This window comes from Flavobacterium frigidimaris (genome assembly GCF_002217275.1).
GTDB classification, from domain to species: Bacteria; Bacteroidota; Bacteroidia; order Flavobacteriales; family Flavobacteriaceae; genus Flavobacterium; species Flavobacterium aquidurense.
In genome coordinates, this window is the sequence record NZ_MUGV01000016.1 from 68,554 (window position 1) to 93,632 (window position 25,079).

At 33.3% G+C, this 25,079-nt stretch carries 24 protein-coding genes; 9 read left to right on the forward strand and 15 right to left on the reverse strand.

Going from position 1 to position 25,079, the window contains the following annotated elements; all coding sequences use genetic code 11:
* Positions 1 to 8: 8 nt before the first annotated feature.
* The 7 genes from murD to mraZ form a co-directional block, all read right to left on the reverse strand.
* The gene (gene murD / locus B0A65_RS09315) at positions 9 to 1,340 is read right to left on the reverse strand and encodes a UDP-N-acetylmuramoyl-L-alanine--D-glutamate ligase (protein WP_074659838.1); all 1,332 of its coding nucleotides are present in this window, start codon (positions 1,338 to 1,340) and stop codon (positions 9 to 11) included.
* Positions 1,341 to 2,573, reverse strand: coding sequence for a phospho-N-acetylmuramoyl-pentapeptide-transferase (gene mraY / locus B0A65_RS09320; protein WP_074659837.1), 1,233 nt, complete (start codon positions 2,571 to 2,573; stop codon positions 1,341 to 1,343).
* Positions 2,574 to 2,654: 81 nt separating this feature from the next.
* Positions 2,655 to 4,118 (reverse strand): UDP-N-acetylmuramoyl-L-alanyl-D-glutamate--2,6-diaminopimelate ligase, encoded by a 1,464-nt coding sequence (locus B0A65_RS09325; RefSeq protein WP_074659836.1) that lies wholly within the window; start codon positions 4,116 to 4,118, stop codon positions 2,655 to 2,657.
* Positions 4,115 to 6,121: a penicillin-binding protein gene (locus B0A65_RS09330; RefSeq protein ID WP_074659835.1), complete on the reverse strand. Its 2,007-nt coding sequence runs from the start codon at positions 6,119 to 6,121 to the stop codon at positions 4,115 to 4,117. The genes B0A65_RS09325 and B0A65_RS09330 overlap by 4 nt, the downstream gene beginning before the upstream one ends.
* Positions 6,112 to 6,459 carry an FtsL-like putative cell division protein gene (locus B0A65_RS09335; protein ID WP_029273288.1) on the reverse strand — a complete coding sequence of 116 codons (348 nt, stop codon included), beginning with the start codon at positions 6,457 to 6,459 and terminating at the stop codon, positions 6,112 to 6,114. Before B0A65_RS09335 ends, B0A65_RS09330 begins: the two co-directional genes overlap by 10 nt.
* Before the next feature lie 16 nt (positions 6,460 to 6,475).
* Complete coding sequence (gene rsmH, locus B0A65_RS09340) at positions 6,476 to 7,384, reverse strand: 16S rRNA (cytosine(1402)-N(4))-methyltransferase RsmH (protein WP_207556418.1); 909 nt, start codon at positions 7,382 to 7,384, stop codon at positions 6,476 to 6,478.
* Complete coding sequence (gene mraZ / locus B0A65_RS09345; protein ID WP_026985666.1) at positions 7,359 to 7,832, reverse strand: division/cell wall cluster transcriptional repressor MraZ; 474 nt, start codon at positions 7,830 to 7,832, stop codon at positions 7,359 to 7,361. Before mraZ ends, rsmH begins: the two co-directional genes overlap by 26 nt.
* A 378-nt stretch (positions 7,833 to 8,210) precedes the next feature.
* On the opposite strand from mraZ, the gene B0A65_RS09350 reads away from it, so the two are divergent.
* Together B0A65_RS09350 and yihA are read left to right on the forward strand one after the other, a co-directional pair.
* Positions 8,211 to 8,975 carry an alpha/beta fold hydrolase gene (locus B0A65_RS09350; protein ID WP_074659834.1) on the forward strand — a complete coding sequence of 255 codons (765 nt, stop codon included), beginning with the start codon at positions 8,211 to 8,213 and terminating at the stop codon, positions 8,973 to 8,975.
* Between the two features lie 42 nt (positions 8,976 to 9,017).
* The gene (yihA, locus tag B0A65_RS09355; protein ID WP_056194695.1) at positions 9,018 to 9,638 is read left to right on the forward strand and encodes a ribosome biogenesis GTP-binding protein YihA/YsxC; all 621 of its coding nucleotides are present in this window, start codon (positions 9,018 to 9,020) and stop codon (positions 9,636 to 9,638) included.
* A 988-nt stretch (positions 9,639 to 10,626) separates the two neighbouring features.
* Here yihA and gldC read toward each other — a convergent pair.
* Both gldC and gldB read right to left on the reverse strand, forming a co-directional pair.
* Positions 10,627 to 10,962 carry a gliding motility protein GldC gene (gene gldC, locus B0A65_RS09365; protein WP_026985662.1) on the reverse strand — a complete coding sequence of 112 codons (336 nt, stop codon included), beginning with the start codon at positions 10,960 to 10,962 and terminating at the stop codon, positions 10,627 to 10,629.
* Positions 10,962 to 11,918 (reverse strand): gliding motility lipoprotein GldB, encoded by a 957-nt coding sequence (gene gldB, locus B0A65_RS09370; protein ID WP_074659832.1) that lies wholly within the window; start codon positions 11,916 to 11,918, stop codon positions 10,962 to 10,964. Before gldB ends, gldC begins: the two co-directional genes overlap by 1 nt.
* A 99-nt stretch (positions 11,919 to 12,017) precedes the next feature.
* Between gldB and nadE the strand changes: the two genes are divergently transcribed.
* Together nadE and B0A65_RS09380 are read left to right on the forward strand one after the other, a co-directional pair.
* Positions 12,018 to 12,824: an NAD(+) synthase gene (gene nadE / locus B0A65_RS09375; RefSeq protein WP_074659831.1), complete on the forward strand. Its 807-nt coding sequence runs from the start codon at positions 12,018 to 12,020 to the stop codon at positions 12,822 to 12,824.
* Between the two features lie 96 nt (positions 12,825 to 12,920).
* Positions 12,921 to 13,550, forward strand: coding sequence for a response regulator transcription factor (locus tag B0A65_RS09380; RefSeq protein WP_026730588.1), 630 nt, complete (start codon positions 12,921 to 12,923; stop codon positions 13,548 to 13,550).
* On the opposite strand, the gene dnaG is transcribed toward B0A65_RS09380, so the two are convergent.
* From dnaG to B0A65_RS09405, 5 genes are all read right to left on the reverse strand, one after another.
* Positions 13,547 to 15,607 carry a DNA primase gene (dnaG, locus tag B0A65_RS09385; protein WP_074659990.1) on the reverse strand — a complete coding sequence of 687 codons (2,061 nt, stop codon included), beginning with the start codon at positions 15,605 to 15,607 and terminating at the stop codon, positions 13,547 to 13,549. The two genes, B0A65_RS09380 and dnaG, sit on opposite strands and share 4 nt — an antisense overlap.
* 131 nt (positions 15,608 to 15,738) lie before the next feature.
* Positions 15,739 to 16,770 (reverse strand): hypothetical protein, encoded by a 1,032-nt coding sequence (locus B0A65_RS09390; RefSeq protein ID WP_074659830.1) that lies wholly within the window; start codon positions 16,768 to 16,770, stop codon positions 15,739 to 15,741.
* Between the two features lie 124 nt (positions 16,771 to 16,894).
* Positions 16,895 to 17,614, reverse strand: coding sequence for a hypothetical protein (locus B0A65_RS09395; RefSeq protein WP_074659829.1), 720 nt, complete (start codon positions 17,612 to 17,614; stop codon positions 16,895 to 16,897).
* Complete coding sequence (locus B0A65_RS09400) at positions 17,601 to 18,161, reverse strand: RNA polymerase sigma factor (RefSeq protein ID WP_074659828.1); 561 nt, start codon at positions 18,159 to 18,161, stop codon at positions 17,601 to 17,603. Before B0A65_RS09400 ends, B0A65_RS09395 begins: the two co-directional genes overlap by 14 nt.
* Positions 18,162 to 18,349: 188 nt before the next feature.
* Entirely contained in the window at positions 18,350 to 19,327 is a 978-nt protein-coding gene (locus B0A65_RS09405) for a polyprenyl synthetase family protein (RefSeq protein ID WP_074659827.1), read from the reverse strand.
* A gap of 161 nt (positions 19,328 to 19,488) precedes the next feature.
* Between B0A65_RS09405 and B0A65_RS09410 the strand changes: the two genes are divergently transcribed.
* Complete coding sequence (locus tag B0A65_RS09410) at positions 19,489 to 20,349, forward strand: hypothetical protein (protein WP_074659826.1); 861 nt, start codon at positions 19,489 to 19,491, stop codon at positions 20,347 to 20,349.
* Positions 20,350 to 20,604: 255 nt separating this feature from the next.
* On the opposite strand, the gene rlmN is transcribed toward B0A65_RS09410, so the two are convergent.
* A complete protein-coding gene (gene rlmN, locus B0A65_RS09415) occupies positions 20,605 to 21,657 on the reverse strand; it encodes a 23S rRNA (adenine(2503)-C(2))-methyltransferase RlmN (protein ID WP_074659825.1) in 1,053 nt (350 codons plus the stop codon).
* Between the two features lie 313 nt (positions 21,658 to 21,970).
* On the opposite strand from rlmN, the gene B0A65_RS09420 reads away from it, so the two are divergent.
* The 4 genes from B0A65_RS09420 to B0A65_RS09435 all read left to right on the forward strand — a co-directional run bounded on the left by B0A65_RS09420 (position 21,971) and on the right by B0A65_RS09435 (position 25,061).
* Complete coding sequence (locus tag B0A65_RS09420; protein WP_242670258.1) at positions 21,971 to 22,540, forward strand: YceI family protein; 570 nt, start codon at positions 21,971 to 21,973, stop codon at positions 22,538 to 22,540.
* 5 nt (positions 22,541 to 22,545) lie between these two features.
* Positions 22,546 to 23,937, forward strand: a complete 1,392-nt coding sequence (locus B0A65_RS09425) for a hypothetical protein (protein ID WP_074659823.1) — start codon at positions 22,546 to 22,548, stop codon at positions 23,935 to 23,937.
* Positions 23,938 to 23,941: 4 nt separating this feature from the next.
* Entirely contained in the window at positions 23,942 to 24,493 is a 552-nt protein-coding gene (locus B0A65_RS09430) for a hypothetical protein (protein WP_074659822.1), read from the forward strand.
* A gap of 202 nt (positions 24,494 to 24,695) precedes the next feature.
* Positions 24,696 to 25,061, forward strand: a complete 366-nt coding sequence (locus B0A65_RS09435) for a hypothetical protein (RefSeq protein ID WP_074659821.1) — start codon at positions 24,696 to 24,698, stop codon at positions 25,059 to 25,061.
* The last annotated feature ends 18 nt before the right edge of the window (positions 25,062 to 25,079 follow it).

Consider the following 25,079-nt stretch of genomic DNA (forward strand, 5'->3'; position numbering starts at 1 on the left):
CTTTTTCTCTACAAGTTGTGCACCGCTTGTTTGAATTGTTTTCCTCTGTCTTCGTAGTTTTCGAATAAATCGAAACTTGCGCAGGCTGGAGACAATAAAACAGCATCACCTTTTTCTGTTAATCTTTGTGCTGTTTTCACAGCATCGCTCATGTTGTTCACTTCAACCATGATATCAACTACGTTGCCAAAAGCTTCGATAATTTTACGATTATCGATTCCTAAGCAGATAATTGCTTTCACCTTTTCACGAACCAATGACATCAATTCATTGTAATCGTTTCCTTTATCAACACCTCCAACAATCCAAACAGTTGGCACATTCATACTGTCTAAAGCAAAGAAAGTAGCATTTACATTTGTTGCTTTTGAATCGTTGATATATTGAACATTCTGAATTTTTAATACTTTTTCTAAACGGTGTTCTACACCTTGAAAATTAGATAAACTTTCGCGAATTGTTGCATTTCGAATTTGCATCAATTTCGCTACAGAGCTTGCTGCCATTGCGTTTTTCATATTATGTTTTCCTTCTAACGCAATGTATTCTGTTTCCATTGTAAACTCTTCTTGGTTGATCTTTATTTCCATTTTGTTGTTATTTATAGAAGCTCCTTCGTCAAAACTCTTTGTCAGTGAAAAAGGAATTAATTTTGCTTTTGTTGTGTTGTTCTTTAACCATTCTGCGCTTGCCTCATCGTCTGCATCATAAATAAGATAATCGCTTTCGGTCTGATTCATTGTTATTCTGAACTTTGAATCGATATACTTTTGATATTTATACTCGTATCGGTCTAAATGATCTGGACTAATATTCGTAATTATGGCAATATCCGGCCGGTATTCTATAATTCCGTCAAGCTGAAAACTACTTAATTCCAGCACGTAGGCATCGTATTTATTTTCGGCAACCTGCCATGCAAAACTTTTTCCGATGTTTCCTCCCAAACCCACATTCAAACCTGCCGATTTCAACAAATGATACGTCAGCATTGTTGTTGTTGTTTTACCATTACTTCCGGTAATTCCAACTGTAAGTGCTTCTGTAAAAGGTTTTGCAAATTCGATTTCCGAAATCACTTTAACACCAGCTTCAATCAGCTTTTTTACTATGGGAGATTTCTCAGGAATTCCCGGACTTTTCATGACCACATCGGCATTTAAAATCAGTTCTTCCGTATGTTGTTCCTCTTCCCAGGCAATTTTATTAATGATCAGGACTTCTTTGTAACTCTCCTTTATCTTTCCAAAATCCGATACAAAAACATCGTATCCTTTTTTCTTCCCAAGAATAGCAGTACCTACACCACTTTCTCCTCCTCCTAAAACTACCAATCTCATCTATCTTAGTTTTAAAGTAACGATTGATAATATGGCTAACATGATGGCAACAATCCAGAATCGGGTAACAATTTTACTTTCATGATATCCCTTTTTCTGATAATGGTGATGCAGTGGCGACATCAGGAAAATCCTTCGTCCTTCGCCGTATCTCTTTTTAGTAAATTTAAAATAACTCACTTGTAAAACCACAGAGAAATTTTCTACTAAAAAGATTCCACACAATAACGGAATCAACAATTCCTTACGAACTGCAATTGCTAAAACTGCAATGATTCCACCAATAGTTAAACTTCCTGTGTCTCCCATAAAAACAGATGCGGGATAAGAGTTATACCAAAGAAATCCAATTAAAGCCCCCACAAATGCGGATATAAAAACCGTCATCTCACCTGAATTTGGGATATACATTATATTGAGATAATTCGAGAAAATAATATTCCCCGAAACGAAAGTGAATATTCCGAGCGCGAGGACCGATACTGCAGACGTTCCTGCGGCGAGACCATCAATCCCATCTGTTAAATTAGCTCCATTAGAAACTGCTGTGATAATAAAAATAACTACTGGAATAAAGATCAACCAAGCCCATTTTTCATATCCTTCACCTGTCCAGGCTAATATTTCAGCGTAATCAAATTCGTTGTTTTTTACAAAAGGAATTGTCGTTGCTGTCGATTTCTCTTCCATCGGAGCTGGCAAAACTACTGTAGTATTTGTTGATGCTTTAAATACATCCGTTCTTCCGGTATCAGTTCTAACTGTTACAGCTGGATTGAAATACAAAACAGTACCTACAATTAATCCTAGTCCAACCTGACCAATTACTTTAAAAATACCTTTAAGACCTTCTTTATCTTTTTTGAATATTTTAATATAATCATCAATAAAACCAATTGTTCCCATCCAAAGTGTGGTAACAATTAACAATACGATATAAATATTATGCAGACGAGCAAATAACAAAACAGGCACAAGTGTTGCAAAAATGATAATCAATCCACCCATTGTTGGTGTTCCTGCTTTTTCGTTTTGCCCTTTAAGACCAAGCTCACGAACAGTCTCACCTACTTGTTGATTTCTCAAAAAGTTAATGATACGCTTTCCGTAAATCGTCGACAATAGCAACGAAAGCATTAATGCTAAAGCTGATCTAAAAGTAATATACTGAAAAACTCCTGTTCCCGGCACATCTAATGTTTTGTCTAAATATTCAAATAAATAGTATAGCATATATCTTTTATTTTAAATTCCAATTTTGAATTAAATTCTAAATTCCAACATCTAAATTGGAATTTGGAATTTCCTTTTTTGTTATTTCTTTAGTTGATCTAAAATATCTTTTACCGTTTCCATATCATCAAAATGATGGCGAACACCATTTACTTCCTGATACGTCTCGTGACCTTTTCCTGCTATTAAAATAATATCATTTGGCTGAGCCAATTGACAAGCTGTTTTTATAGCTTGCTTACGGTCTGTAATTCTCAACATTTTTTTATAATTATGAGCTTCAATTCCTTTTTCCATTTCATCCAAAATCACTTCCGGATCTTCGTTTCTTGGGTTATCAGAAGTTAAAATTGCTTTATCACTAAGATCTGCGGCAATTTTAGCCATAATGGGTCTTTTCGTTTTATCTCTGTTTCCACCACAACCCACAACTGTAATCAATTGCTCATTTTTGGTACGGATATCATTAATTGTTTTTAATACGTTATCCAATGCATCTGGCGTATGGGCATAATCTACAATTGCAGTAATGTTTCCTTCCGAAACAATATATTGAAAACGACCCGAAACACTCTCTAAATCAGACAGTAAACGCAACGCCTCAAGACTATCCATTCCTAATTCAATAGCAGTTCCATAAATCGCTAAAACATTGTAAGCATTAAAAGTTCCGATCAGTTTTACCCAAACTTCATTTTCATTTACTTTCAATAATAAACCAGACAATTGGCTCTCTAATATTGTTGCTTTAAAATCAGCATACGATTTTAAAGCATAGGTAAATTTTCTGGCAACTGTATTTTGAAGCATGACAGTTCCATTTTTATCATCACTATTTGATAAAGCGAAAGCTGTTTTTGGCAATGAATCAAAAAACGATTTTTTCACATCCCTGTATTCTGCAAAAGTTGGATGATAATCTAAATGATCGTGCGAAAGATTCGTGAAAATCCCACCAACAAAATGCAATGCTTCTGTTCTCTTTTGATGAATTCCGTGAGAACTCACTTCCATAAAACAATGTGTCACCCCTGCCTCGATCATTTCATTTAAATAATAATTGATCGTAATGGAATCCGGCGTTGTATGTGTCGCTTTATATTCCGTTTCATCAACCATGATTTTTACTGTTGACAATAAACCAACTTTAAAACCTGCTTTTTCAAACAATTGAAACAATAAAGATGCAATTGTTGTTTTTCCATTTGTACCTGTCACACCCACTAACTTTAATTTTTCAGAAGGATTTCCGAAAAAATTAGCTGCCATAAAAGCCAGTGCGGTATTGGTATCTTTTACTTTTATATAGGTAATTCCTTTTTCAATGTTTTCTGGTAACGTATCGCAGATAACCGCAATCGCACCTAACTGAATCGCTTTTTCTATATAATCATGACCGTCAGAAAGTGACCCGCGAATGGCTACGAAAACATCATTTGCTTCAATCTTTCTTGAATCAAAATCAATTTTGTGTACGTCGATTTCTGTCGAACCTGTTACAGATTCAATCGCTACTTTATATAATATGTCTTTCAGTATTTTCACGATAATTCTAATACTATAGTTGTGTTTTTACTAATATTTTGTCCTGCTTGCAAAGACTGTTTTTTTACTTTCCCAACCCCGTTTACTTTTACTTTCAAACCTAAATTTTCTAGTAAAGCAATCGCATCCATTCCTGGCATTCCTTTTAGATCCGGTACCTGATTTGATTTTTTATTAACTTCGGCAGTATATTTCTCATAGCTGGAATCCTGTTTTGGAATTCTTGAATCCAGTTGTTTGATTTTATTAGTTGAAGGCGCGTCTGTAAATATCTTTTGAGCTATTCTTTTAAAAACCGGCCCTGCGACGTCTGCTCCGTAATAATTATTTTTTGATGTATTTGGCTTATGAACTACCACAATACAAGAATATTTTGGATGGTCTGCCGGAAAATATCCAACAAAAGAAGAAGCGTAATACATTCCTTCTCTTCCTGCCTTACTATAATTTACCATTGCTGTTCCAGTTTTTCCTGCCATAGGAAAATCTTTCGAATATAATTTAGAACCTGTTCCTTTTTTAACCACGTTTTGCAAAACTGCTTTTACTTTTTTAAGCGTTTCAGGAGAACAAACCTTTGAATTAATCACCTCTTTATCAAACTTTTTAATCGTATTATTCCATTCTTTAATTTCTGATACAAATTGAGGTTTTACCATTACACCATTATTTGCAATTGCATTGTATAATGTTAAAGTCTGCATTGGTGTAACTGAAACATTATATCCAAAAGCCATCCACGGAAGTGTAGTTCCTGACCAATGTTTGTCTCCCGGCTGCGGAATATAAGGTCTTCCTTCCCCTTTAAAATGTAATCCTAATGTCTTATTTAATCCGTAACTATTAATATGATTTACAAACTTTGAGGGATTACTTTTGTAATTTTCATAAACCGCCTGAACCATTACTGTATTTGACGAAAGTTCGAATCCGCGGGCTAGTGAAACTTTTCCATAACCACCTTTATGTGAGTCACGAACTGCACGTCCATAGTATCTGATTTCTCCACCGTGACTATCGTAAACCGTGCTTGTATCTGCTACTTTATCTTCTAAAATTGCCATTAAATCGACTAATTTAAAAGTAGAACCTGGCTCGTGAGATTCTGCAACTGCGTAATTTGTGGTTTCATAATACGATCCGTCTTCTGCTCTCCCTAAATTCGAAATCGCTTTTACATGACCTGTTTCCGTCTCCATTACCACAACACAACCGTGATCTGCTTCGTAATCTTCTAATTGTTTCAACAAAGCGTGATGTGCAATATCCTGTATAAAAACGTCTATAGTCGAAATTACATCGTAACCATCTACAGGATCAACTTCATTAACATCACGAATAGGTTTCCATTGTCCTTTAGCGATTTTTTGTTTTAGAATTTTACCATCTTTTCCGTTCAGATAACTTTTAAAAGCCCATTCAATTCCTTTTCCAACTTCAACTCCTGTTGCCGGGTCAATTCGATCATATCCAATTGTTCTTTCAGCTATTTTTCCAATTGGGTGTTTTCTAACCGTTTCCTGTTCAACGATAATTCCACCTTTGAAAGCTCCTAAATTGAATAATGGAAAACCTTTAATTTTCACATAATCCGTATAGCTCAAATTGCGGGCAATCAAGTAATAGCGGTTTTTATTGGCTCTGGCTTTTCTTAATTCCTGTTCGTAATAACCTCCCGGTCTGTCTAAAACAGTAGCTAAGGAATCTGATAATGCTTTTACGTGTTTCTCAAAAGTTTCTGTTTTTGGTGCTTTTGCATCAAATCTAATTTCATAATTAGGAATTGATGTTGCCAGTAAACTTCCATCAGCCGAATAAATATTTCCTTTGTTTGCAGGAATCACAAAATTTCTAACTGTACGCTGTTTTGCCAGTTTTCTATAATAATCTCCTTCAACCCATTGAATATTGGTTAATTTAACGACAATAGCAATTGCCATCACGAAGATGAAAACTGCTACGAGGTAAATTCTGTAGGATATATGTTTATCGTCTACTGCCATATTCTTTTAAAGAAACTTTTTTCTTCTTCTTTTTTAACTTCTATTTTTACTGGAGGAACTGTCGATGGAAAAATTTGTTTTTCTAACATTTTATCCGATATCGTTGATTCCATTTTTAATTTCATTAGTTCTGAACGTCGGTCTACAAATTCAGATCGCAATTCTTTTACTTCATTGTTCAGCTTTGCAATTTCAAAAACCTTTTGTTCATATCGCTGTGTATTGGCAATCATTATTATGGCAAGCAAAATGATAAAAACAATGAATCGCCAGTTTTTGACTGCGTCATCATTTATAAGAAACCTTGCTTTTAATATGCCAAATACTCCACCTTTCATTTTTTCTACCTTTATATTATATCTTTTCAGCAATTCTTAATTTTGCACTTCTTGCCCTGTTATTGATTTTGATTTCAGCATCATCAGGAACAATCAATTTTCCGATAGTTTTAAATGGAACAGAAAAATTTCCATAAAAATCACGTTCCGGTTCTCCTTCAAACATTCCGTTTTTTATAAATCTTTTAACCAGTCTGTCTTCTAAAGAATGATACGAAATCACTGAAAATCTTCCTCCCGGATTTAAAATCTCTAATGACTGCTCAATAAACTCTTTTAAAACATCCATTTCCTGATTTACCTCAATTCGAATCGCCTGATAAATCTGCGCCAATATTTTATTTTTAACTCTTTCCGGTAAATATTTTGCCAAAACCAATTTTAATTCGTCGGTCGTTTTGATTGGATATTTCTCTCTGGCTTCTACGATTGTTCTTGCCAAAACGGGTGCATTTTTCAACTCCCCATAATCAAAAAAAACACGACGTAAATCCTGTTCTTCATATTCGTTAACCACCCGATAAGCATTTAAATCATTTTTCTGACTCATCCGCATATCCAGTTCGGCATCAAATCTTGTAGAAAATCCTCTTTCCGGAACATCAAACTGATGTGATGAAACTCCTAAATCACCAAGGATCCCATCTACTCCTTTAACACCATGAAAACGTAAAAACCTTTTTATAAATCTAAAGTTCTCATTAATTAAGGTAAACCTTTCATCCGGTAATGCATTTGCAAGTGCATCCTCATCCTGATCAAAAGCAAATAATTTACCGTTTGGCCCTAATCGTCTCAAAATTTCTTTTGAATGCCCACCACCTCCAAACGTAACATCTACATAAATGCCGTCAGGTTTAATATTTAAACCATCAACTGTAGGATGAAGTAAAACCGGATTATGATATTCCATTGTCGTCGTCATTAATATTTCCCATTACTTCTTCGGCCAGATCTGCAAAATCCATATCTTCGCCGCTTATTGATTTTTCATATAAATCCTTATCCCAAATTTCCACAATATTAACCGCAGATGAAAAAACCACATCTTTAGCAATACCTGAAAAAGCAACTAAATCTTTTGGTACCAACAATCTTCCTAATGCATCAATTTCTACCATTTTAACTCCGGCAGTAAATCTTCGAATGAAATCATTGTTCTTTTTTACAAAACGATTCAGCTTGTTGATTTTTTGCATCATCAGGTTCCATTCTTCCATCGGATACAACTCTAGACACGGTTGAAAAACAGAGCGCTTCAAAACGAATCCGTCCTGAAGAGAAGAAGCCAATTGCTTTTTCAAAGGCGCAGGCATCATTAGCCTCCCTTTAGCATCGACTTTACACTCATATGTTCCAACAATTGTATTCAAGAAAAATCAATTAATATGTTATAGGACAAAAATATAAAAAATATTACCACATTTTACCACAATATACCACTTTGTTAATAAGTTTAACCACTTTCCTACCACCACGCCTAATTAACAACCAATCAATACATTAGCTAATTATTACTGAATTTCTAATTACACTAATCAATCAAAAAAATTATGCACCATTTTTCTTAAAAAAATGCCTATTATGCAGATTTCTTAACATTTGACAGTTTCACTAAAAACACCTCTAAAATCTGATTTTTAACCACTTAGATATTCTACAAAAATTATCTAGTTAAAAAACGGTAGCAAAAATTCATTTTTATTTATTAAACCCTATATTTGTCCAAATTGAAATTGGCATTAAATTAGATGGACAAACACTACAAAAAAGAAGGCAAATACAGCTATTATGAAGCTGGAGAAGGAACTCCTATCGTCATTTTACACGGCTTAATGGGAGGCCTTAGCAACTTTGATGCTGTAGCCGAATATTTCCCAACAAAAGGATACAAGGTTGTCATCCCTGATTTGCCAATATACACGCAAAGCATTTTAAAAACGAACGTAAAAAGCTTTGCGAAATATGTAAAAGACTTCATTACCTTCAAAGGTTTTGATAAGGTAATTTTATTAGGTAATTCACTAGGAGGACATATTGCACTTTATCACACAAAATTATATCCTGAAAAAGTAGCAGGACTTGTAATTACCGGAAGTTCTGGTCTTTACGAAAGCGCTATGGGAGATAGTTACCCAAAAAGAGGTGATTATGAGTACATAAAAAAGAAGGCTGAAGATGTATTTTACGATCCTGCAATTGCCACTCCGGAACTTATTGATGAAGTTTATGCCACGGTTAATGATCGTATCAAATTAATCAAAACCTTAACGATTGCCAAGAGCGCAATTCGTCATAATATGGCTAAAGATTTACCAAAAATGACAGTGGAAACCTGTATTATTTGGGGTAAAAATGATGCCGTCACACCACCAAATGTTGCAGAAGAATTTGATAAATTATTGCCTAATTCAACTTTGTATTGGATAGACAAATGTGGACACGCTGCTATGATGGAACATCCTCAGGAATTCAACAAACTTCTTGAAGAATGGCTCGTTAAAAAGAATTTATAGCATCTAACTTTCAACTTTTAGGAGGTTTTAAAAACAAAAAACATGAAAATTACAACCGCCGAATTTATTGTCAGCAATTCTGAAGTTGCAAAATGTCCTGCGGAATTTTTGCCGGAATATGCTTTTATCGGAAGATCAAACGTTGGTAAGTCTTCGTTGATCAACATGCTTACCAATCACAAAAATTTAGCAAAAACTTCGGGAAGACCTGGAAAAACCCAATTAATAAATCACTTTAAAATCAATAACAATTGGTTTCTGGTCGATTTACCGGGTTATGGTTACGCGAAAGTATCAAAAAAAACAAAGTCAGTTTTCCAGCAATTTATTACGGACTATTTTGAAACAAGAGAGCAATTAGTTTGCGCTTTTGTTTTGATTGATATTCGTCATGAAGCTCAAAACATAGATATTGAATTTATGTCTTATATGGGTGAAAGCGAAATTCCGTTTTGTATTATTTTTACGAAAGCAGATAAAATCAGTAAAACAAAAATTGATTCTCATATTGCAGCATACAAAAAACAAATGTTTGCTAACAACTGGGAAGAAATGCCTCAATACTTTGTAACCTCGTCAACAGAATCAACCGGAAAAGAAGAGCTTTTATCTTATATCGATGAAGTAAATCAGGAAGTATTTAAAAACAACTCACAGTTTTAAAAAATAAATTCCAATTTTTTAAATTCCAAAAAAAGGAAATTATTCAATAAAAAATCCCAAATTCCAAGTATAAATTGGAATTTGGGATTTTTTTATTGTTGAAATTTTATCAATCTGAACTTTTAGAATATTAAAATATTAACGTGGAATTCTCAATCTATCTTTTACGGTTAAAGCTTTCCATTCTTTAAATATTAAAAATTGATATAAGATATAAAACAAGGAATTAAAAAACCAAAAATCAAGCAGAAATGGCTCAGTAAAAATTACTGAATCAGTATTACCAGTCAAAAAAATACTCAAACTACTGATGAGATAAATTACCAATCCATTAGTAAAATACAAATAATTAGATTTATTTTTTTTAAGGTTTTGTATTAAAAAAATTAATCCGTACAAAATTAACAACGCTGAAGTAACACCAATTTCAAACAAATTAAATTCCCAATACAGATCCGGTTTTCTATAATATTGCATCGCTAATAAAATTAAAACCAGTATCAGAAAAAAAAGTATTCCCCTCTTTAAAACTACATTAGAAAATAAATTTCGAAAAAACATACTTAAAGCAATGAATTGAAAAATAAAATAGTAATGCGAAAGAAAAAAATTAGATCCCGGATTGTAGAATCCAATAATATTACAAAACAATTCCTCCACAAATAAACAAATCAGATAAATTGTAATTATAAAATACTGGATACTTTTGTTTTTTCGTGTCCTATAAAAAAGAATACTGTTTACCAATAAAAAAAACAACCCAACAAGACTTACAAGAAATGGAAATAACATATAGGCAAATTTTATTATACTAAAATAATCTTTAAAAATAAATTCCTTATAAAATTTACCTTTAAATTTATTCTAAAACGAAAATTAGATTCAGCATTGTATTTTACTTTTCTTTCCATAAAAATGCCCCCAAATTGTGTCTAACATTTTGGGGGCAGTTCAATTTGGGATTTTTTATTTGAATTTTTAAAGAAATTTACTTTGTCAACTCCAGTTTTTCGGCAAAATAATCGCAGAAATCCTTCATTGTATCCGACATTTTTTCGTCGTCAGTTGCACGTTTAAAAGTATCCGACATTGCTACTAAAGTCTGATGAAAGAAAATTTTCATTTCATCAACCGGCATATCTTTTGTCCATAAATCAATACGCATTGTTTCTTTAGCTTTACTGTCCCAAATAGACAACATAATCGCCTTTGCTTCTTCGGCCTGCACTCCACCATCTTGCGCACTCCAGGTTAATTTTTCCGGAACACGATTTTCATCTAATTCTATATTGAATTTAATTTCTGAATTTATTGTATCTGACATTATTTCTTAGGTTTATATTTTGACTTCTCGAATATCTCTTTACTATCTGTTTTTAATAATTCCGGCAAAGTAACATTGTTATTCTTCATATACGAACGTACCATTTGCCATCCAATCCATGCTCCAACTCTTCCTGGTGTATCATTATCGATTTCCAGATAAAACTTAGAAAACGGTGCCGGTGTCATAAATCGGGTTGTTAATTTAGGATCATCGCTGTAGAGCATTTCTTTTTCAAGAAAATAACGCCACATATACGCTTCGTTTTCTTCACACCATTTTATCTGCTCAGGTGTATAACCAATTTTATCAGCATCTGTATATTCTGGCAATAATAAATCTTTTGCATACAATTGTTTTCCTTCAAAAATCATTTGAGAAACTAAATTTCTATCAGGAAAAGCCGGAATATTTCTGTAGGCAAAACTTGAAACCACATCTGGCATAATTTGTTTCTCTTCAAAATTCTGCTTCAAATAATTGGGAAACTCATAAAACTTATGGTCTTTCCCTAAATACAATTCTAAAGATACAATTACCAGACTATCTGCATAAATTGCTTTCGCATTATAATCCATTTCTCCAATTACCGTTATTACTTTTGGAATTTTAGTTTTAGGAAAATAGTACTTAACATGTTGAAAAAGCGAATTAAACTCCTGACGTACAGGTTCAAAATTCGAATACTTTTTCTGTACCTCTTCATATACTTCTCTCCAAATTGGCTCCTGCATTTTCTGTAACCAAACTGAATCGTCATTGCCTGCAGGAAAAAAGAAAGGATACTGCCTTTTTACTTTTGCTAAGTCCTCAGGTTTTGTTTCAAAAAATACTTTATCAAAACGTTCTACTTTAATATCAACCGGAATTTCTTCAACTTCCTTTTCAACTTTACTTTTTTGATCACAAGACAAAAAAAACAGAGACAGAACCACTATAAAGCGATATATTTTCATTTTATTTTAATTAGATTTGTGTTGCATAAATTTAAATACAGACATACTTAAAAATATTTGTGCAAATATACATCCCTGTATCTTAAAACTTGAACTATTATGGCTAAAAAAAGTACAATTCAGACAGAAAAAGTAAATACCTACATTGTAGATTGGTTAAAAAATTATGCTAACAGTGCAAAAGTAAATGGTTTTGTAATTGGAATTTCTGGCGGAGTTGATTCTGCTGTAACGTCTACATTATGTGCCCAAACCGGTTTACAGGTTTTATGTGTTGAAATGCCAATTCACCAGGCTGCAAATCAAGTTTCAAGAGGAAGAGAGCATATTGAGCAATTAAAAAAACGTTTTTCAAACGTATCAAGTACAGAAACTGATTTAACGGCTACTTTTGAAGCTTTTAAAGGCTCCGTTCCAAAAACAGATGACGAAGCTAAAGTAAGCTTATCTTTAGCCAATACGCGCGCTCGTATACGAATGACCTCTTTGTATTATTTAGCGGGCATTCACGGACTTCTTGTAGCGGGAACCGGAAATAAGGTTGAAGATTTTGGAGTAGGATTTTATACTAAATACGGAGATGGTGGAGTCGATTTAAGTCCGATTGCTGATTTAATGAAATCTGATGTTTATGCTTTGGGAGAATTTTTAACAATCCCGAATTCAATTTTAACAGCAGCACCAACTGATGGATTGTTTGGTGATAATCGTACCGATGAAGATCAATTAGGAGCGAGTTACGACGAACTTGAGTGGGCTATGTTAGCGGCGGAGTCAGGAAAGACGGCAGCTGACTATAATGGGAGAGAAAAATCTGTCTTTGAAATTTATAAACGATTAAACACCAGCAACAAGCACAAAATGGATGCTATACCTGTTTGTTTAATACCAAAAACGTTAAAATAAAACTTTTTAACATTTGACTGCGATTAATTACAGAATTTATTTATTAATTTTACCGTTCCAAAAACATGATAAAACAATTCTAAAAAGGTAAAAATTATGATTAAAGTATGTCTTGCAGACAATCATCCTGTGACTCACTTTGGCGTTAAGTCTTATTTTAAAGACCACGATCAAATTTCAATTGTTGCCAATGTTGGCAATTTTTCAATGGTTAGAGATATTCTTCAAACGAAGGAAATTGACATCCTGATTCTAGATTTAGAGTTAGAAGGTCTTTCTAGTATCTTTGAAGTTAAATCGATCCTGAAAAACTTCCCAAAAACAAAAATTGTAATTTTTAGTGACCTCGCTGAACAAATGTATGCTCCAAATGCAATTAAAGCAGGAGTTTCCGGGTATGTGCACAAAACTGAAAAACTTGAAACTTTAGGTCTTTCTATTATTAAAGTACATGAAGGAAAAATTATCATCAACGAGACTGTTCGTAAAAACATGGCTCTAATTGCTAAACAAAGCAAAAGCGAACGTTTGTACAGAAAACTGTCAAATCGCGAGATTGAAGTTTTACGTTACTTAAGTGATGGTAAGAAAAACAATGAAATCTCTAAAATCTTAAATCTGAACGAAAAAACGATCAGTACTTACAAATTAAGATTATTGACTAAATTAAATGTTACAAATTTAGTTGACTTAGTTAACAAAGCGAAGACTTTAGAAATTATTTAATGGTATCTCGACATTACTCTTCCGAGTTTTTTCGAGAATGAATTAACCAATTTTGAGTAATCGACAACCATAGACAAAAGCTCTGTATTATCTGAATTATCAGGTTGTATAGAGCTTTTTAATTCTTCGATAATTTTATCTACCAAAAACCAACGCATAGACATAATCGTTTCAGTAACGTATTGCGCAATCGTTTCATGTTTCATTTTCGAAAAAATATTCTGTCCTTCCCAATTGTGAAGCGCCAATCGCTCATCTTCCATTAAAATATCGGTAACTTCCTGAGCAAAATCAGGTTCTAAACGCATTAAATATTGTTCCAGATTAAATTTTTCATTTTGATGATAAAAACCAATTAAATCGGTAAAAATATCACGAAATAAATTATTCGAAAGTTCTACCTCATCTTCCTGCAAACTCAAATAAATGCGCTGAAAAACTTTATATTCTCTCTTTTCAGAAACCATTTCAATTTCACCTTCTTCATTATTTTTCAAAAGAACATCTTCAAATTCTTCTGTTTTATCTCCATAAAGCAACAAAATTTCAATTACTTTTCGTTCCAGACGATATAATATATCAACCTTTTCAGCTTGTTGTTGTTGCGGATATCCTGGCTCTTCAAAATATCCCTCAGGAGGTCCTGTTCGTGGATCATCCGGATCTCCTCCTGAAAAACCAGTATTAGGGTTTTGGTTTCTATAAACCTGAAAAGGTTTTTGTTCCTGCTTTTGTTTTTTATTAGACTCTGTAAGATCCTTTTGAAGCAACTGTGCCAATGTACTAACCAAAACCTGCTCCGATATATCCATTATACGGGCACATTCCTGTGTATAAACTTCACGCTGAATACGATCTGGGATTTTCGAAATGCTCGTTACCATATCCCGAATCAAATCGGCCTTTTTTATAGGATCGTTGTTGGCTTCTTTCATCAAAATTGAAGCTTTGAACTGTATAAAATCCTTGCTGTTTTCTTCCAAATAAGCCACTAAATCATCATGAGAATTTTTTCGGGCAAAACTGTCAGGATCTTCTCCGTCAGGAAAAGCACAAACACGCACATTCATTCCTTCTTCCAGAATCAAATCAATTCCGCGAATAGCAGCACGAAGCCCTGCAGCGTCGCCATCAAAAAGCACGGTAATATTTCTCGTCAGACGATTGACTAAACGAATTTGGTCTGGCGTTAAGGCTGTCCCGGAAGATGCCACAACATTCTCAATTCCGGCCTGATGAAACTGAATCACATCTGTATACCCTTCAACTAAATAACAATTATTTTGTTTGGCAATTGCTTGTTTGGCCTGATAAATCCCGTAAAGCACTTTACTTTTATGGTAAATATCACTTTCTGGCGAGTTTAAATACTTCGCCGCTTTTTTATCATTCGTTAAAATACGTCCTCCAAACCCTAAAACTCGTCCCGACATACTTTCTATCGGAAACATTACGCGTCCTTTAAAACGGTCAAAGGGACGATCTTCTCTCGCGATTGTCAAACCTGTACTCTCTAAAAATTCCAGTTTATATCCTTTACCCAAAGCTTCTTTGGTTAAAGCATCCCAGGTTTCCGGAGAATAACCCAAACTAAACTTTTTGATCGTTTCATTTGTAAAACCTCTTTCCTTAAAATAAGAAAGCCCAATTGCTTTTCCTTCCTCTGAATTTAAAAGTGTTTTATTAAAATAATCTTTTGCAAATTCTGAAACCAGGTACATACTTTCACGAACATCTGTGATTGCCTTTTCAGCATCTGTCTGTTCGGTTTCTTCGATCTCAATATTGTATTTTTTGGCTAAATAGCGAATGGCTTCCGGATAGGTAAACTGCGAGTGTTCCATTAGGAATTTAACCGAGTTCCCTCCTTTTCCTGTACTAAAATCTTTCCAGATTCCCTTTGCAGGCGACACCATGAACGACGGAGAGCGCTCATCTGAGAAAGGACTTAAACCTTTAAAATTACTTCCTGCACGTTTTAAATTAACAAAATCACCAATAACCTCCTCTACACGAGCAGTTTCAAAAACAGAATCAATTGTACTTTGTGAGATCAAAACGTAAAATATTTTTAAAGTTGAAAGCTTGTAAAAATACACAAATCCATCCTGAAATTTGTCGATTTTTTGCATAAAAAAAGCACCTCTTTTAAAGTGCTTTTTCTACTAACTAAACTCAAACTTTAATATTAGTTTATATCGAAACGTAATCCTAAGGAGATATTTTTTTCATCCACTAAATTATCCTGAAATAATGGATTCAAATCGTATTTTACATACAAACTCAAAGCTTTGTAACCCACGTAAGAACTAAGTCCATAAATAAAATTATTCACATTATAATCTCCTTTAACTGTTGTTTTATAATCTAAATCGTCCTGATCGTATTTTAGGATTTGCTTCGATTTTACATTGATTCCTGCATACCCTCCAATTCCGAAACGGAAGCTTTCATGTGTTCTGAAATAGGTTTTCCCGTTACTTACTTTAGGCTTTGTAAAATCAAATTCTAAATGAACCGGCAATACAATATATACGTTACGGAAACGAGATTCATCCAGATTGATAGTGTTTACTTCTAAGTTTGTCTGCTCGCCATTGACTACAAAACTACGATTGTCTGTTGGACGAATATTATTATACATCAGAGAAAGACCGTATTTAGCATGCAATAAATTGTCATTTTTCATTAATCTTGAATTATAAGTAAAACCCCATTCGTAAAAATGCGAACCTATAAAACTATAATTCGAATCCTGAAGTTTTCCGTCTACCATCATATTATTCAACCCCATTGCAAATACGAATTGTGATGTTGTTCTTTTTTCACCGTGAATCGAATCTTTATCGCAATCTCTTTTGTGCCAACGAATAGTATAGGTATGTGTCGAATCTTGTTCTTTAATTTTTCCGTCTACTTTTTGCTGTACTAAATCGTTCAGTTCGTTTTGTGCCAAAGTCACTTTTTCTTCAATAATCACGGCTCTTGCTTCGGCTAATTCTTTTTTGCGTTTATCCGCTTGTTCCTGCGTAATTTTCCCTTCAGACAATTGCACATTTACAGCTTCAACTTCTTCTTTTAAAGTTGCTTTTTCTTCCTTCGTAATCTTCTCTATTTTGTTGGCAATTTTTTTTGCTTTCGATTCAAAAGTTTCCTGCCCTAAAACCTTACTTACAAATAAGAATATCAGAATTACGAGATAAATGGTAAAATTTTTCATGATTGATTGTTTTAAATTGATTGTTGATTGATGATTTTTTTAGTTGTGAATTGTAAATTGTTAATTATGAATTGTTGCTTGTTTTATTATTGACATTGTCATTTGAAATTGATATTGCCATTGATTACTCCTGCTGATTTCTATTTGCCAAAGCCACTTTTACGGTTTGATAATTTTTATTGACTTTAGTAATTACTTTTTCCCTGAAGGAAAGTTCTAGTTCGCCATCGACCTGATTTAGCAAATCGTTTGCATTGACTTTTACTTTTAATTTTGGCTTAGCCGAATTCTCTGCAACGACTGTTTTTTCAGCCGAATTGAGCAATTGATCTACAGTTGCGTTTTTTGATGTTTCGACAATTAAAGTTTGATTACTGATTGATTGTTTTTCCTGATTGTTTTTGATGATGACTGAAGACTCCGCTACTTGATTTGACTCATTTTTAATAGTTTTATATGATTTTTGGTTTGAAATTTTCTTTTCTTTTTTATTTGAGTTTTGAGTTGTCGGTTGTTCTAACACTGCAACATCTGTTTTAGCAGAATCTATTATGTTTAAAATTGGTGCGACAGTTGAATCTTTCTTTTGAACATCTTTAATAACAATAGTATTTTTTGGAGTTTCAGCTTTGCTTTGCTTTTGATTAAAAAAGAAAGTTCCCACTAAAACAAACCCAACAAAGCTTGCTGCGATGTATAACCATTTGTTTTTCTTTTTAGGTCGTTCCTTCTCTTCAGCAACACTCAACATCGCATCCAATCGATCCCAGGCTTTATCACTTGGTTCAATTTTGCGCTCGCTTAGTTTTTCACGGAAATCCTTTTCAAAATTATTCGGTTCCATTATCTTGTTTTTTTAAAATAGTAATTTGTGTTTGCAGCATTTTTCTGGCGTGCGATAATTGCGATTTAGATGTTCCTTCATTGATTCCTAACATCTTGGCAATTTCATTGTGTTTGTATCCTTCAATGGCGTATAAATTGAAAACCATTTTATATCCGTCCGGTAAAGCATCTATTAAAAACTGAATCTGATCAATTGAAAACTGACTGTCAATGGCATTAAAACTTTCTTCGACATAAATTTCATCTTCAGTAAATTTTACTTTTTTCTGAACTCTTAAATAGGAGATGCATTCGTTCACCATAATTCTGCGAATCCAGCCCTCAAAACTTCCTTTATGTTCAAATTTGTTTAAGTTCGTAAACACTTTCATAAAAGCCGTGATCATTACATCTTCTGCCAATTGAATGTCTTTTATATATTGCCGACAAACACTTAACATTTTTGAAGAAAACCGACTGTATATCTGCTGTTGCGCCTGCCGATTATTTTCGATAGCCAACTTTATAAGTTTGGTTTCTTCTTGATGCAAATGAATAATTTTCATTTATAAGCTTTTGGTTTTGGTTTACTAAGAGACTTCTATTAGCATAGACGAGTTAGGTTGAGAAATGGTTGCATGGAAATTGAAAAATTTAAAAATTAAATGATTGAAAAATCAAATAAAAAATACAAACAACTAATTTACAACTAAGTAAACCAATTATCTAATTGACAAATTTTCTAATTATCTAATTATTTTTTTCTCTCAATAACGTAATTCACCATCAAAATAAGGGCAGCTTTAAACTCAGAATCAGGGTAATTCTCTAAAAGTAAAAGTGCTTCGTGCTGAAATTGCACCATTTTATTTTCGGCGTAAGCCAAACCATTATTATCTTTTACAAAAGCAATAACTTCTTTTACGCGTTTTTTATCTTTGTTGTGGTTTTTGATGGAGTTGATTAACCACTTTTTTTCTTGCGGAGTACAAGTATTTAAAACGTGAATTAAAGGCAAAGTCATTTTTTGCTCTTTAATATCGATTCCGGTTGGTTTACCTATGGCTTCTTCACTATAATCGAACAAGTCATCTTTAATTTGAAAAGCCATTCCGATAAGCTCGCCAAATTTTCGCATATTCTCGACCTGAATATCATCTTCAATTACCGATTTTGCACCAAGCGCACAACAAGCCGCGATAAGTGTAGCGGTCTTTTTTCGGATAATTTCATAATAAACATCTTCGGTAATATCAAGTCTTCGGGCTTTTTCTATTTGAAGCAATTCCCCTTCGCTCATTTCACGAACGGCAACGGAAATGATTCTAAGTAAATCGAAATCACCATTATCTATAGAAAGCAATAATCCTTTTGACAATAAATAATCTCCAACTAAAACGGCAATCTTATTCTTCCAAAGTGCATTAATCGAGAAAAAACCGCGACGGCGATTACTGTCATCAACGACATCATCATGTACCAAAGTTGCCGTGTGAATTAATTCTATAACAGAAGCTCCACGATAGGTTCTCTCGTTTACAAGGCCATCTGAAACCATTTTTGCTGTCAGAAAAACAAACATCGGACGCATTTGTTTTCCCTTTCGGTTTACAATATAGTACGTGATACGGTTCAGTAAAGCCACCTTTGAAGTCATCGATTCATGGAACTTTGTTTCAAAAAGTTCCATCTCGTTAAAAATGGGCTGTTTTATTTGAGAAGTAATATTCATTTCGATTCCAAATATACTATTTTAAATAAAAAAACGTTGTGTATTTTAAGTTAGTATATCAACAATTGTGTACTAATTTAAAAAAATCACCAAAAAAACATAATCTGATTAAAGCCTAATTTGAATTCATTAATTAAAACTAATCACGAAAACGAATTATTATGAAAACAAAAATTTTATTTATTGGAACATTAGTGGCTTTATCTTTTTTTATCAGTTGTAATTCTGATGAAAAAACAAATGACGGATCATCTGCAGCAATTACAAAAGATGAAATAGTTACAAATTCTAAAATTGATGCCTCAATCGATGATGTAACAAATATTGCTGAAGAGCAATTTAGTGCGCAACAAAACGTAACTAGTAAACCTAGCGGTCCGGTAAAAAACTTCCTTCCGAGTTGTGCTACAATAACAACAGTTTTAACTAATAACACCTGGACCAGAACTGTCGATTTTGGTGTTGAAGGCTGTACACTGGAAAACGGAAATATAGTAAAAGGAAAAATGGTTATTTCTTTTTCTAATGACTTTTCGGCTTCAACACAGACTATTAGTTATACTTTTGATGGATTTTATCACAATGGCAAAAAACTTCAAGGTAGTAAAAGCATCGTTCGAACTGTAAAAACAACAGATTTACTGGCAACAGCACATCCGGTTTTTACTGCAGCAATTGATATGACTATTACTTTTGATGATGGAGGTGTTTACACTAGAAAAGGTTCTTTAGTAAAAGAAATGGTAGAAGGCTACGATACCTGGTTTAATTGGGAAGACAATGCTTATTTGGTAACCGGTAGTGGTACAACCACTTTCCCAAATGGCGATACTTTTTCAGCTGAAATCACGACACCCTTACAATTTAAAGCAATATGTAAAAAATCATTTGCTGTAAAAGGAATTGTATCTGTAACTAAAAATGGTGCATCAGCAGTTATTGATTATGGAGACGGAAGCTGCGACACACTTGCTAAAATCACAAAAGACGGAGTAACGGAAGAAATCGATTTGAAAAAATAATCCTTTTTGCCCAAGAAAAAAAGCATTAAAAACAGGAAGATCTCTCGTTTTTAATGCTTTTTTGTTTTTTAATATTTCAAATTCAGATATAGTCCCTACGGGACATTCTCACTTTAACTTCATTAATTTTCTACCAACATTTAATTCCTAACGGAATAATTTATTCGTAACGAATATTTTTTTATATCTCGGAGGGATTATATATTGGTAGAAAAATATTCATTAAACGTATTTATCCCATAGGGACTATATACATTATTCTATTGATCCTTCTTTATTGGCCAATTGTCCACAAGCTGCATCAATATCTTTTCCACGACTGCGACGCACTTTCACCACTACGCCAATGTTTTCCAAAGCTTTTATGTAAGCCATAATAGATTCTTCTGAGGCTTGCTGAAACTCACCGTCATCAATTGGGTTATATTCAATTAAATTGACTTTACAAGGCACATATTTACAGAATTTTACCAAAGCATCAATCGAAGCTTTATCATCGTTAATACCTTTCCAAACTACATATTCATACGAGATTTTGGTTTTAGTTTTTCTATACCAATATTCTAATGATTCTCTCAAATCTGCTAAAGGGAAATTTTTGCTAAAAGGCATTATTCGCGCGCGAATTTCGTCAATAGCCGAATGTAATGAAACTGCCAATTTGAATTTCACATCATCATCAGCCATTTTCTTAATCATTTTCGGAATTCCGGAAGTCGACACCATAATACGTTTTGGCGACATTCCTAATCCTTCTGATGAAGTAACCATATCAATTGCTTTAATGACATTATTATAATTCATTAAAGGCTCCCCCATTCCCATAAAAACAATATTCGAAAGGGGGTGATTATGATACAAACGACTTTCTTTATCGATTGCCAAAATCTGATCGTAGATTTCTCCCGGCTCCAGATTACGCATTCTTTTTAATCTTGATGTCGCACAGAAGTTACAATCTAAACTACACCCAACCTGGCTGGAAACACAAGCCGTTGTTCTGGTATCAGTCGGAATCAAAACGGATTCTACCACCAAACCGTCGTGTAAACGAACTGCATTTTTAACTGTTCCGTCACTACTGCGCTGCATGGTATCAACCTTAATATGATTGATAACAAAATTATCTTCTAGCATAGAACGTGTTGTTTTGGCAACATTTGTCATATCCTCAAAGCTATGTGCTCCTTTGCTCCACAACCATTCATAGACTTGATTTCCACGAAAAGCTTTGTCATTATTTGCGACAAAAAAATCTCGTAATTGATCTTTTGATAAGGCTCTTATGTCTTTTTTCTCGATTTGCATAGTGCAAATTTAACGATTTGTTCATTTCTAATGGTATAAACCGCTATACAATCTTAAAAATTGATGAAAGAGCTATCCTAAAAAAGCTAAATCTATAAATTTTAACACGCATTAATACAATTAAAACCTATGAAAAAATTAGTGAAATCGATGTAGTTATAAATATCATTTTAATAAAATTTTAACAATGATTTTTATCAGTAAAATCTTCGGATATGAGAGATAAATTTGGTTCAAGTTAACAAAGCATGCTATTAGTACTAAGGCATAATTGGCTCAAAAGTCAAAAACATTTCAATAAAATATTATCAAAATGAAATCAGGAAAAATAAAATTACTTGCAGTTGTAATTTCCATTTTTGGAATTACATCATTCGCCGCTGCGCAAAAAAGTTACACTCTGGATAACAAATCTACATTTTCAGTTTCAGGAACTTCAACATTACATGATTGGGAAATGAAATCCAGCTCAGGAACCGGAACAGCCAATTTTACGATCGTTAATTCAAAACTAACTGAAATTGAATCACTATCCATAACACTATTAGCAGAAAGCATTAAAAGTGAGAAAAAAAGTATGGACAAAGTAGCTTATGAAACTTTAAAAACAGACAAGCAAAAAAACATTAAATACATTTTAAAATCTGCTGAAAAAGTAAACGAAACTACTTGGGAATTAACAGGTAATTACATGATCGCCGGAGTCGGTAAAACTGTAAAAACTACTGTAAAAACAATTATCACCAAAGATGGGGTAAATATGCAGGGATCAAACAAAATCACTTTTGCTGATTTTGGAATGAAGTCTCCTACGGCCTTGCTCGGCACCATTAAAACCGGTCAGGATCTGACCTTAAAATTTAATTTAAACTTTAATTTATAATCGCCATGAAAAAAATCTATATTCTATTTATAGCCCTAGCAAGTACGTTTGCTGTAAATGCACAAGTCAGTTTTGGACATATTCAAAACCAAATCCCGAGGAGCCAGAAAGGTATTAATCAATTCGATGTTAAAAAAGACACTGTCGCTTATAAAGGACTTAGTGTTGATATGGGTGCGGCCTTTGCGCTTCAATTTCAAGCTTTAAACTCCTTTAATGATCAGAAAAATTTAGCTATTGCTCCAGGTTACAGATTAAATAATCTCGAAAATAATTTTAATTTACCAAATGCCAATTTCACTATTGGAGCTCAATTATATGATGGAGTACGTGTAAATCTGGATGTATATCTGGCTTCAAGACATCATAATGAAACCTGGGTAAAAGGTGGTTACCTGCAAATTGACAAACTGGACTTCATTAAAAAAGATTTCTTAGCCAATTTCATGCAATATACCACGATCAAAATTGGTCAGATGGAGAACAACTATGGTGATGCGCATTTTAGGAGATCAGACAATGGAAATGCTTTTATGAATCCGTTTGTTGGTAACAATATCATGGATGCTTTTATTACCGAAATGGGAGCTGAACTTTACTATAACAGATCTGGTTTTGTTAGTATGATTGGTGTTACAAATTCTAAACTAAATCAAAGTGTCGCCGAAATTGTACCTGCAACCCCTACCGCAGCAAAACCGGATGTCAACACTACTATCAGCCCATCAATTCTTGCAAAATTAGGTTGGGATAAACAAATTAATCCAGATTTGAGAATCAGGCTTACCGGATCATACTATCACACAGCAAATTCAAGTGGAAACTTATATGCATCAGACAGAGCAGGAAGTCGTTTCTATGGCGTAATGAGTCATGCTGATTATAATATAATAAATCCGACTACAGGAAATGTAATTACAGCTGTTGCCAATAATTTTGATCCGACGGCAAATAAAGATACAGGAAGATTTAATCCTGCATACGGAAATTGGGCAACATCTTATATGGTTAATCCCTTTATTAAATATAAAGGTCTTGAGTTTTTTGGAACTTTAGAATTTACTTCTGGAGGAGATTTTAAAGGAACTGATGACACCCGTAAGGTAAATCAATACGTTGGGGATTTAGTGTATCGTTTTGGTGAAGGAGAACGATTTTATGTGGGAGGAAAATACAATTTAGTTGATGGAAAACTTTCAAATGCAAATGCTGAAGCTATCCAAATAAACAGATTTGAAGGCGCAGCTGGTTGGTTTATGACAAAAAATGTTTTGGCTAAATTAGAATATGTTGATCAAAACTATAAAAACTTCGCTCAATTTAATGGTGCAACTCCAAATGACCTTTTCGGAGGCAGCTTTAAAGGAATAATGTTCGAAGCAGTAATTTCATTCTAATAAGATGAAACGTTTGTTTTTAAATTTAATTTTGGGTTTAGTAATTTTCTTTTTCTTAGGAAGTGCTAAACCCACTTTTTTAGCAGATGATTCTGTTTTAGTAATTACTAAAATCAAAATTGAAATTACAGGAAACTCAACTGTTGGAAAGTATAATTGTTCTAATTTTTTCACTAAAAAAGATACTGTATACTTAAATTCAATCAAAAAAAACATATTTAATACTGAAATCAAGATGTCAAATTTTGATTGTGGAAACAAAATAATGACAAAAGATCTACAAGGAACCATAAAAATAAAACAATTTCCAAATAGTATCGTGTGCATTAGAGATATCAGACAAGTTGGGAAAAATTACAAATGCAACCTTAACTTCTTAATTACCAATAAAACACTTCAATACAAAGACTTTATATTATATAATGACGATAATAAAATTCAAGGCTCTCTTAGTCTAAAATTTTCTGATATCGAATTAGAACCGCCCACAAAAATGGCGGGCTTAATTAAAGTAAAAGATGAAATTGTGATCAATTTCAGTTTGTACAAAAACTAAAAAAAAATAGAGTATCTTTCTTCATTAAAGAATATAAGAACTTTAGCAGCAAACTTTCAAAATCAAAAAAATTGGCACGAGAATTGTCTTGCTCTTCACAGGAAAATAATCTTACAAAGAGCGCTTAATTTTAAAATTTGTATTTTTATTTTTTCAGCTTTATAACCTTTATATTTTATCAACTTTTAAAAAGAATTTAATCATGAAAAAACAAATTTTAAGCTTAGCTGTTGTAGCTTTATTAGCATTCGCCGTTCAATCTTGTGAGAAGAAAGAACCAAAACCCGCAGATGATGAATTAACTCTTGGAAACAAAGTTGACACATTAACTACAGATATCGAACAGGCAAAAGATAGTGCTGTAATTAAAGCTGAAAATGCTGCCACAAATGCAAAAGAAGCTTCTGAAAATGCTGCTCAGGATGTAAAAGACGCTACAACCAAAGCTGCACAAGATGTAAAAGAAGCCACTAAAAAAGCGGCAGACAAGGCAGAAGCTGCTGCTAAAGCTGCTAAAGACGGAACCGTAAAAACTGCTAAAGACGTTAATGACGCATTGAAGAAATAATTTTCTTTTGAATTTACA

What these genes read in the sequence shown, in the direction of transcription:
- murD (WP_074659838.1), bottom strand. Translation starts at nt 1,340, where the DNA reads ATGAGATTGGTAGTTTTAGGAGGAGGAGAAAGTGGTGTAGGTACTGCT.
- mraY (WP_074659837.1), bottom strand. Translation starts at nt 2,573, where the DNA reads ATGCTATACTATTTATTTGAATATTTAGACAAAACATTAGATGTGCCG.
- B0A65_RS09330 (WP_074659835.1), bottom strand. Translation starts at nt 6,121, where the DNA reads ATGGCAGTAGACGATAAACATATATCCTACAGAATTTACCTCGTAGCA.
- B0A65_RS09335 (WP_029273288.1), bottom strand. Translation starts at nt 6,459, where the DNA reads ATGAAAGGTGGAGTATTTGGCATATTAAAAGCAAGGTTTCTTATAAAT.
- rsmH (WP_207556418.1), bottom strand. Translation starts at nt 7,384, where the DNA reads ATGACGACGACAATGGAATATCATAATCCGGTTTTACTTCATCCTACA.
- B0A65_RS09350 (WP_074659834.1), top strand. Translation starts at nt 8,211, where the DNA reads ATGGACAAACACTACAAAAAAGAAGGCAAATACAGCTATTATGAAGCT.
- yihA (WP_056194695.1), top strand. Translation starts at nt 9,018, where the DNA reads ATGAAAATTACAACCGCCGAATTTATTGTCAGCAATTCTGAAGTTGCA.
- gldC (WP_026985662.1), bottom strand. Translation starts at nt 10,962, where the DNA reads ATGTCAGATACAATAAATTCAGAAATTAAATTCAATATAGAATTAGAT.
- gldB (WP_074659832.1), bottom strand. Translation starts at nt 11,918, where the DNA reads ATGAAAATATATCGCTTTATAGTGGTTCTGTCTCTGTTTTTTTTGTCT.
- nadE (WP_074659831.1), top strand. Translation starts at nt 12,018, where the DNA reads ATGGCTAAAAAAAGTACAATTCAGACAGAAAAAGTAAATACCTACATT.
- B0A65_RS09380 (WP_026730588.1), top strand. Translation starts at nt 12,921, where the DNA reads ATGATTAAAGTATGTCTTGCAGACAATCATCCTGTGACTCACTTTGGC.
- B0A65_RS09390 (WP_074659830.1), bottom strand. Translation starts at nt 16,770, where the DNA reads ATGAAAAATTTTACCATTTATCTCGTAATTCTGATATTCTTATTTGTA.
- B0A65_RS09395 (WP_074659829.1), bottom strand. Translation starts at nt 17,614, where the DNA reads ATGGAACCGAATAATTTTGAAAAGGATTTCCGTGAAAAACTAAGCGAG.
- B0A65_RS09400 (WP_074659828.1), bottom strand. Translation starts at nt 18,161, where the DNA reads ATGAAAATTATTCATTTGCATCAAGAAGAAACCAAACTTATAAAGTTG.
- B0A65_RS09405 (WP_074659827.1), bottom strand. Translation starts at nt 19,327, where the DNA reads ATGAATATTACTTCTCAAATAAAACAGCCCATTTTTAACGAGATGGAA.
- B0A65_RS09410 (WP_074659826.1), top strand. Translation starts at nt 19,489, where the DNA reads ATGAAAACAAAAATTTTATTTATTGGAACATTAGTGGCTTTATCTTTT.
- rlmN (WP_074659825.1), bottom strand. Translation starts at nt 21,657, where the DNA reads ATGCAAATCGAGAAAAAAGACATAAGAGCCTTATCAAAAGATCAATTA.
- B0A65_RS09420 (WP_242670258.1), top strand. Translation starts at nt 21,971, where the DNA reads ATGAAATCAGGAAAAATAAAATTACTTGCAGTTGTAATTTCCATTTTT.
- B0A65_RS09425 (WP_074659823.1), top strand. Translation starts at nt 22,546, where the DNA reads ATGAAAAAAATCTATATTCTATTTATAGCCCTAGCAAGTACGTTTGCT.
- B0A65_RS09430 (WP_074659822.1), top strand. Translation starts at nt 23,942, where the DNA reads ATGAAACGTTTGTTTTTAAATTTAATTTTGGGTTTAGTAATTTTCTTT.
- B0A65_RS09435 (WP_074659821.1), top strand. Translation starts at nt 24,696, where the DNA reads ATGAAAAAACAAATTTTAAGCTTAGCTGTTGTAGCTTTATTAGCATTC.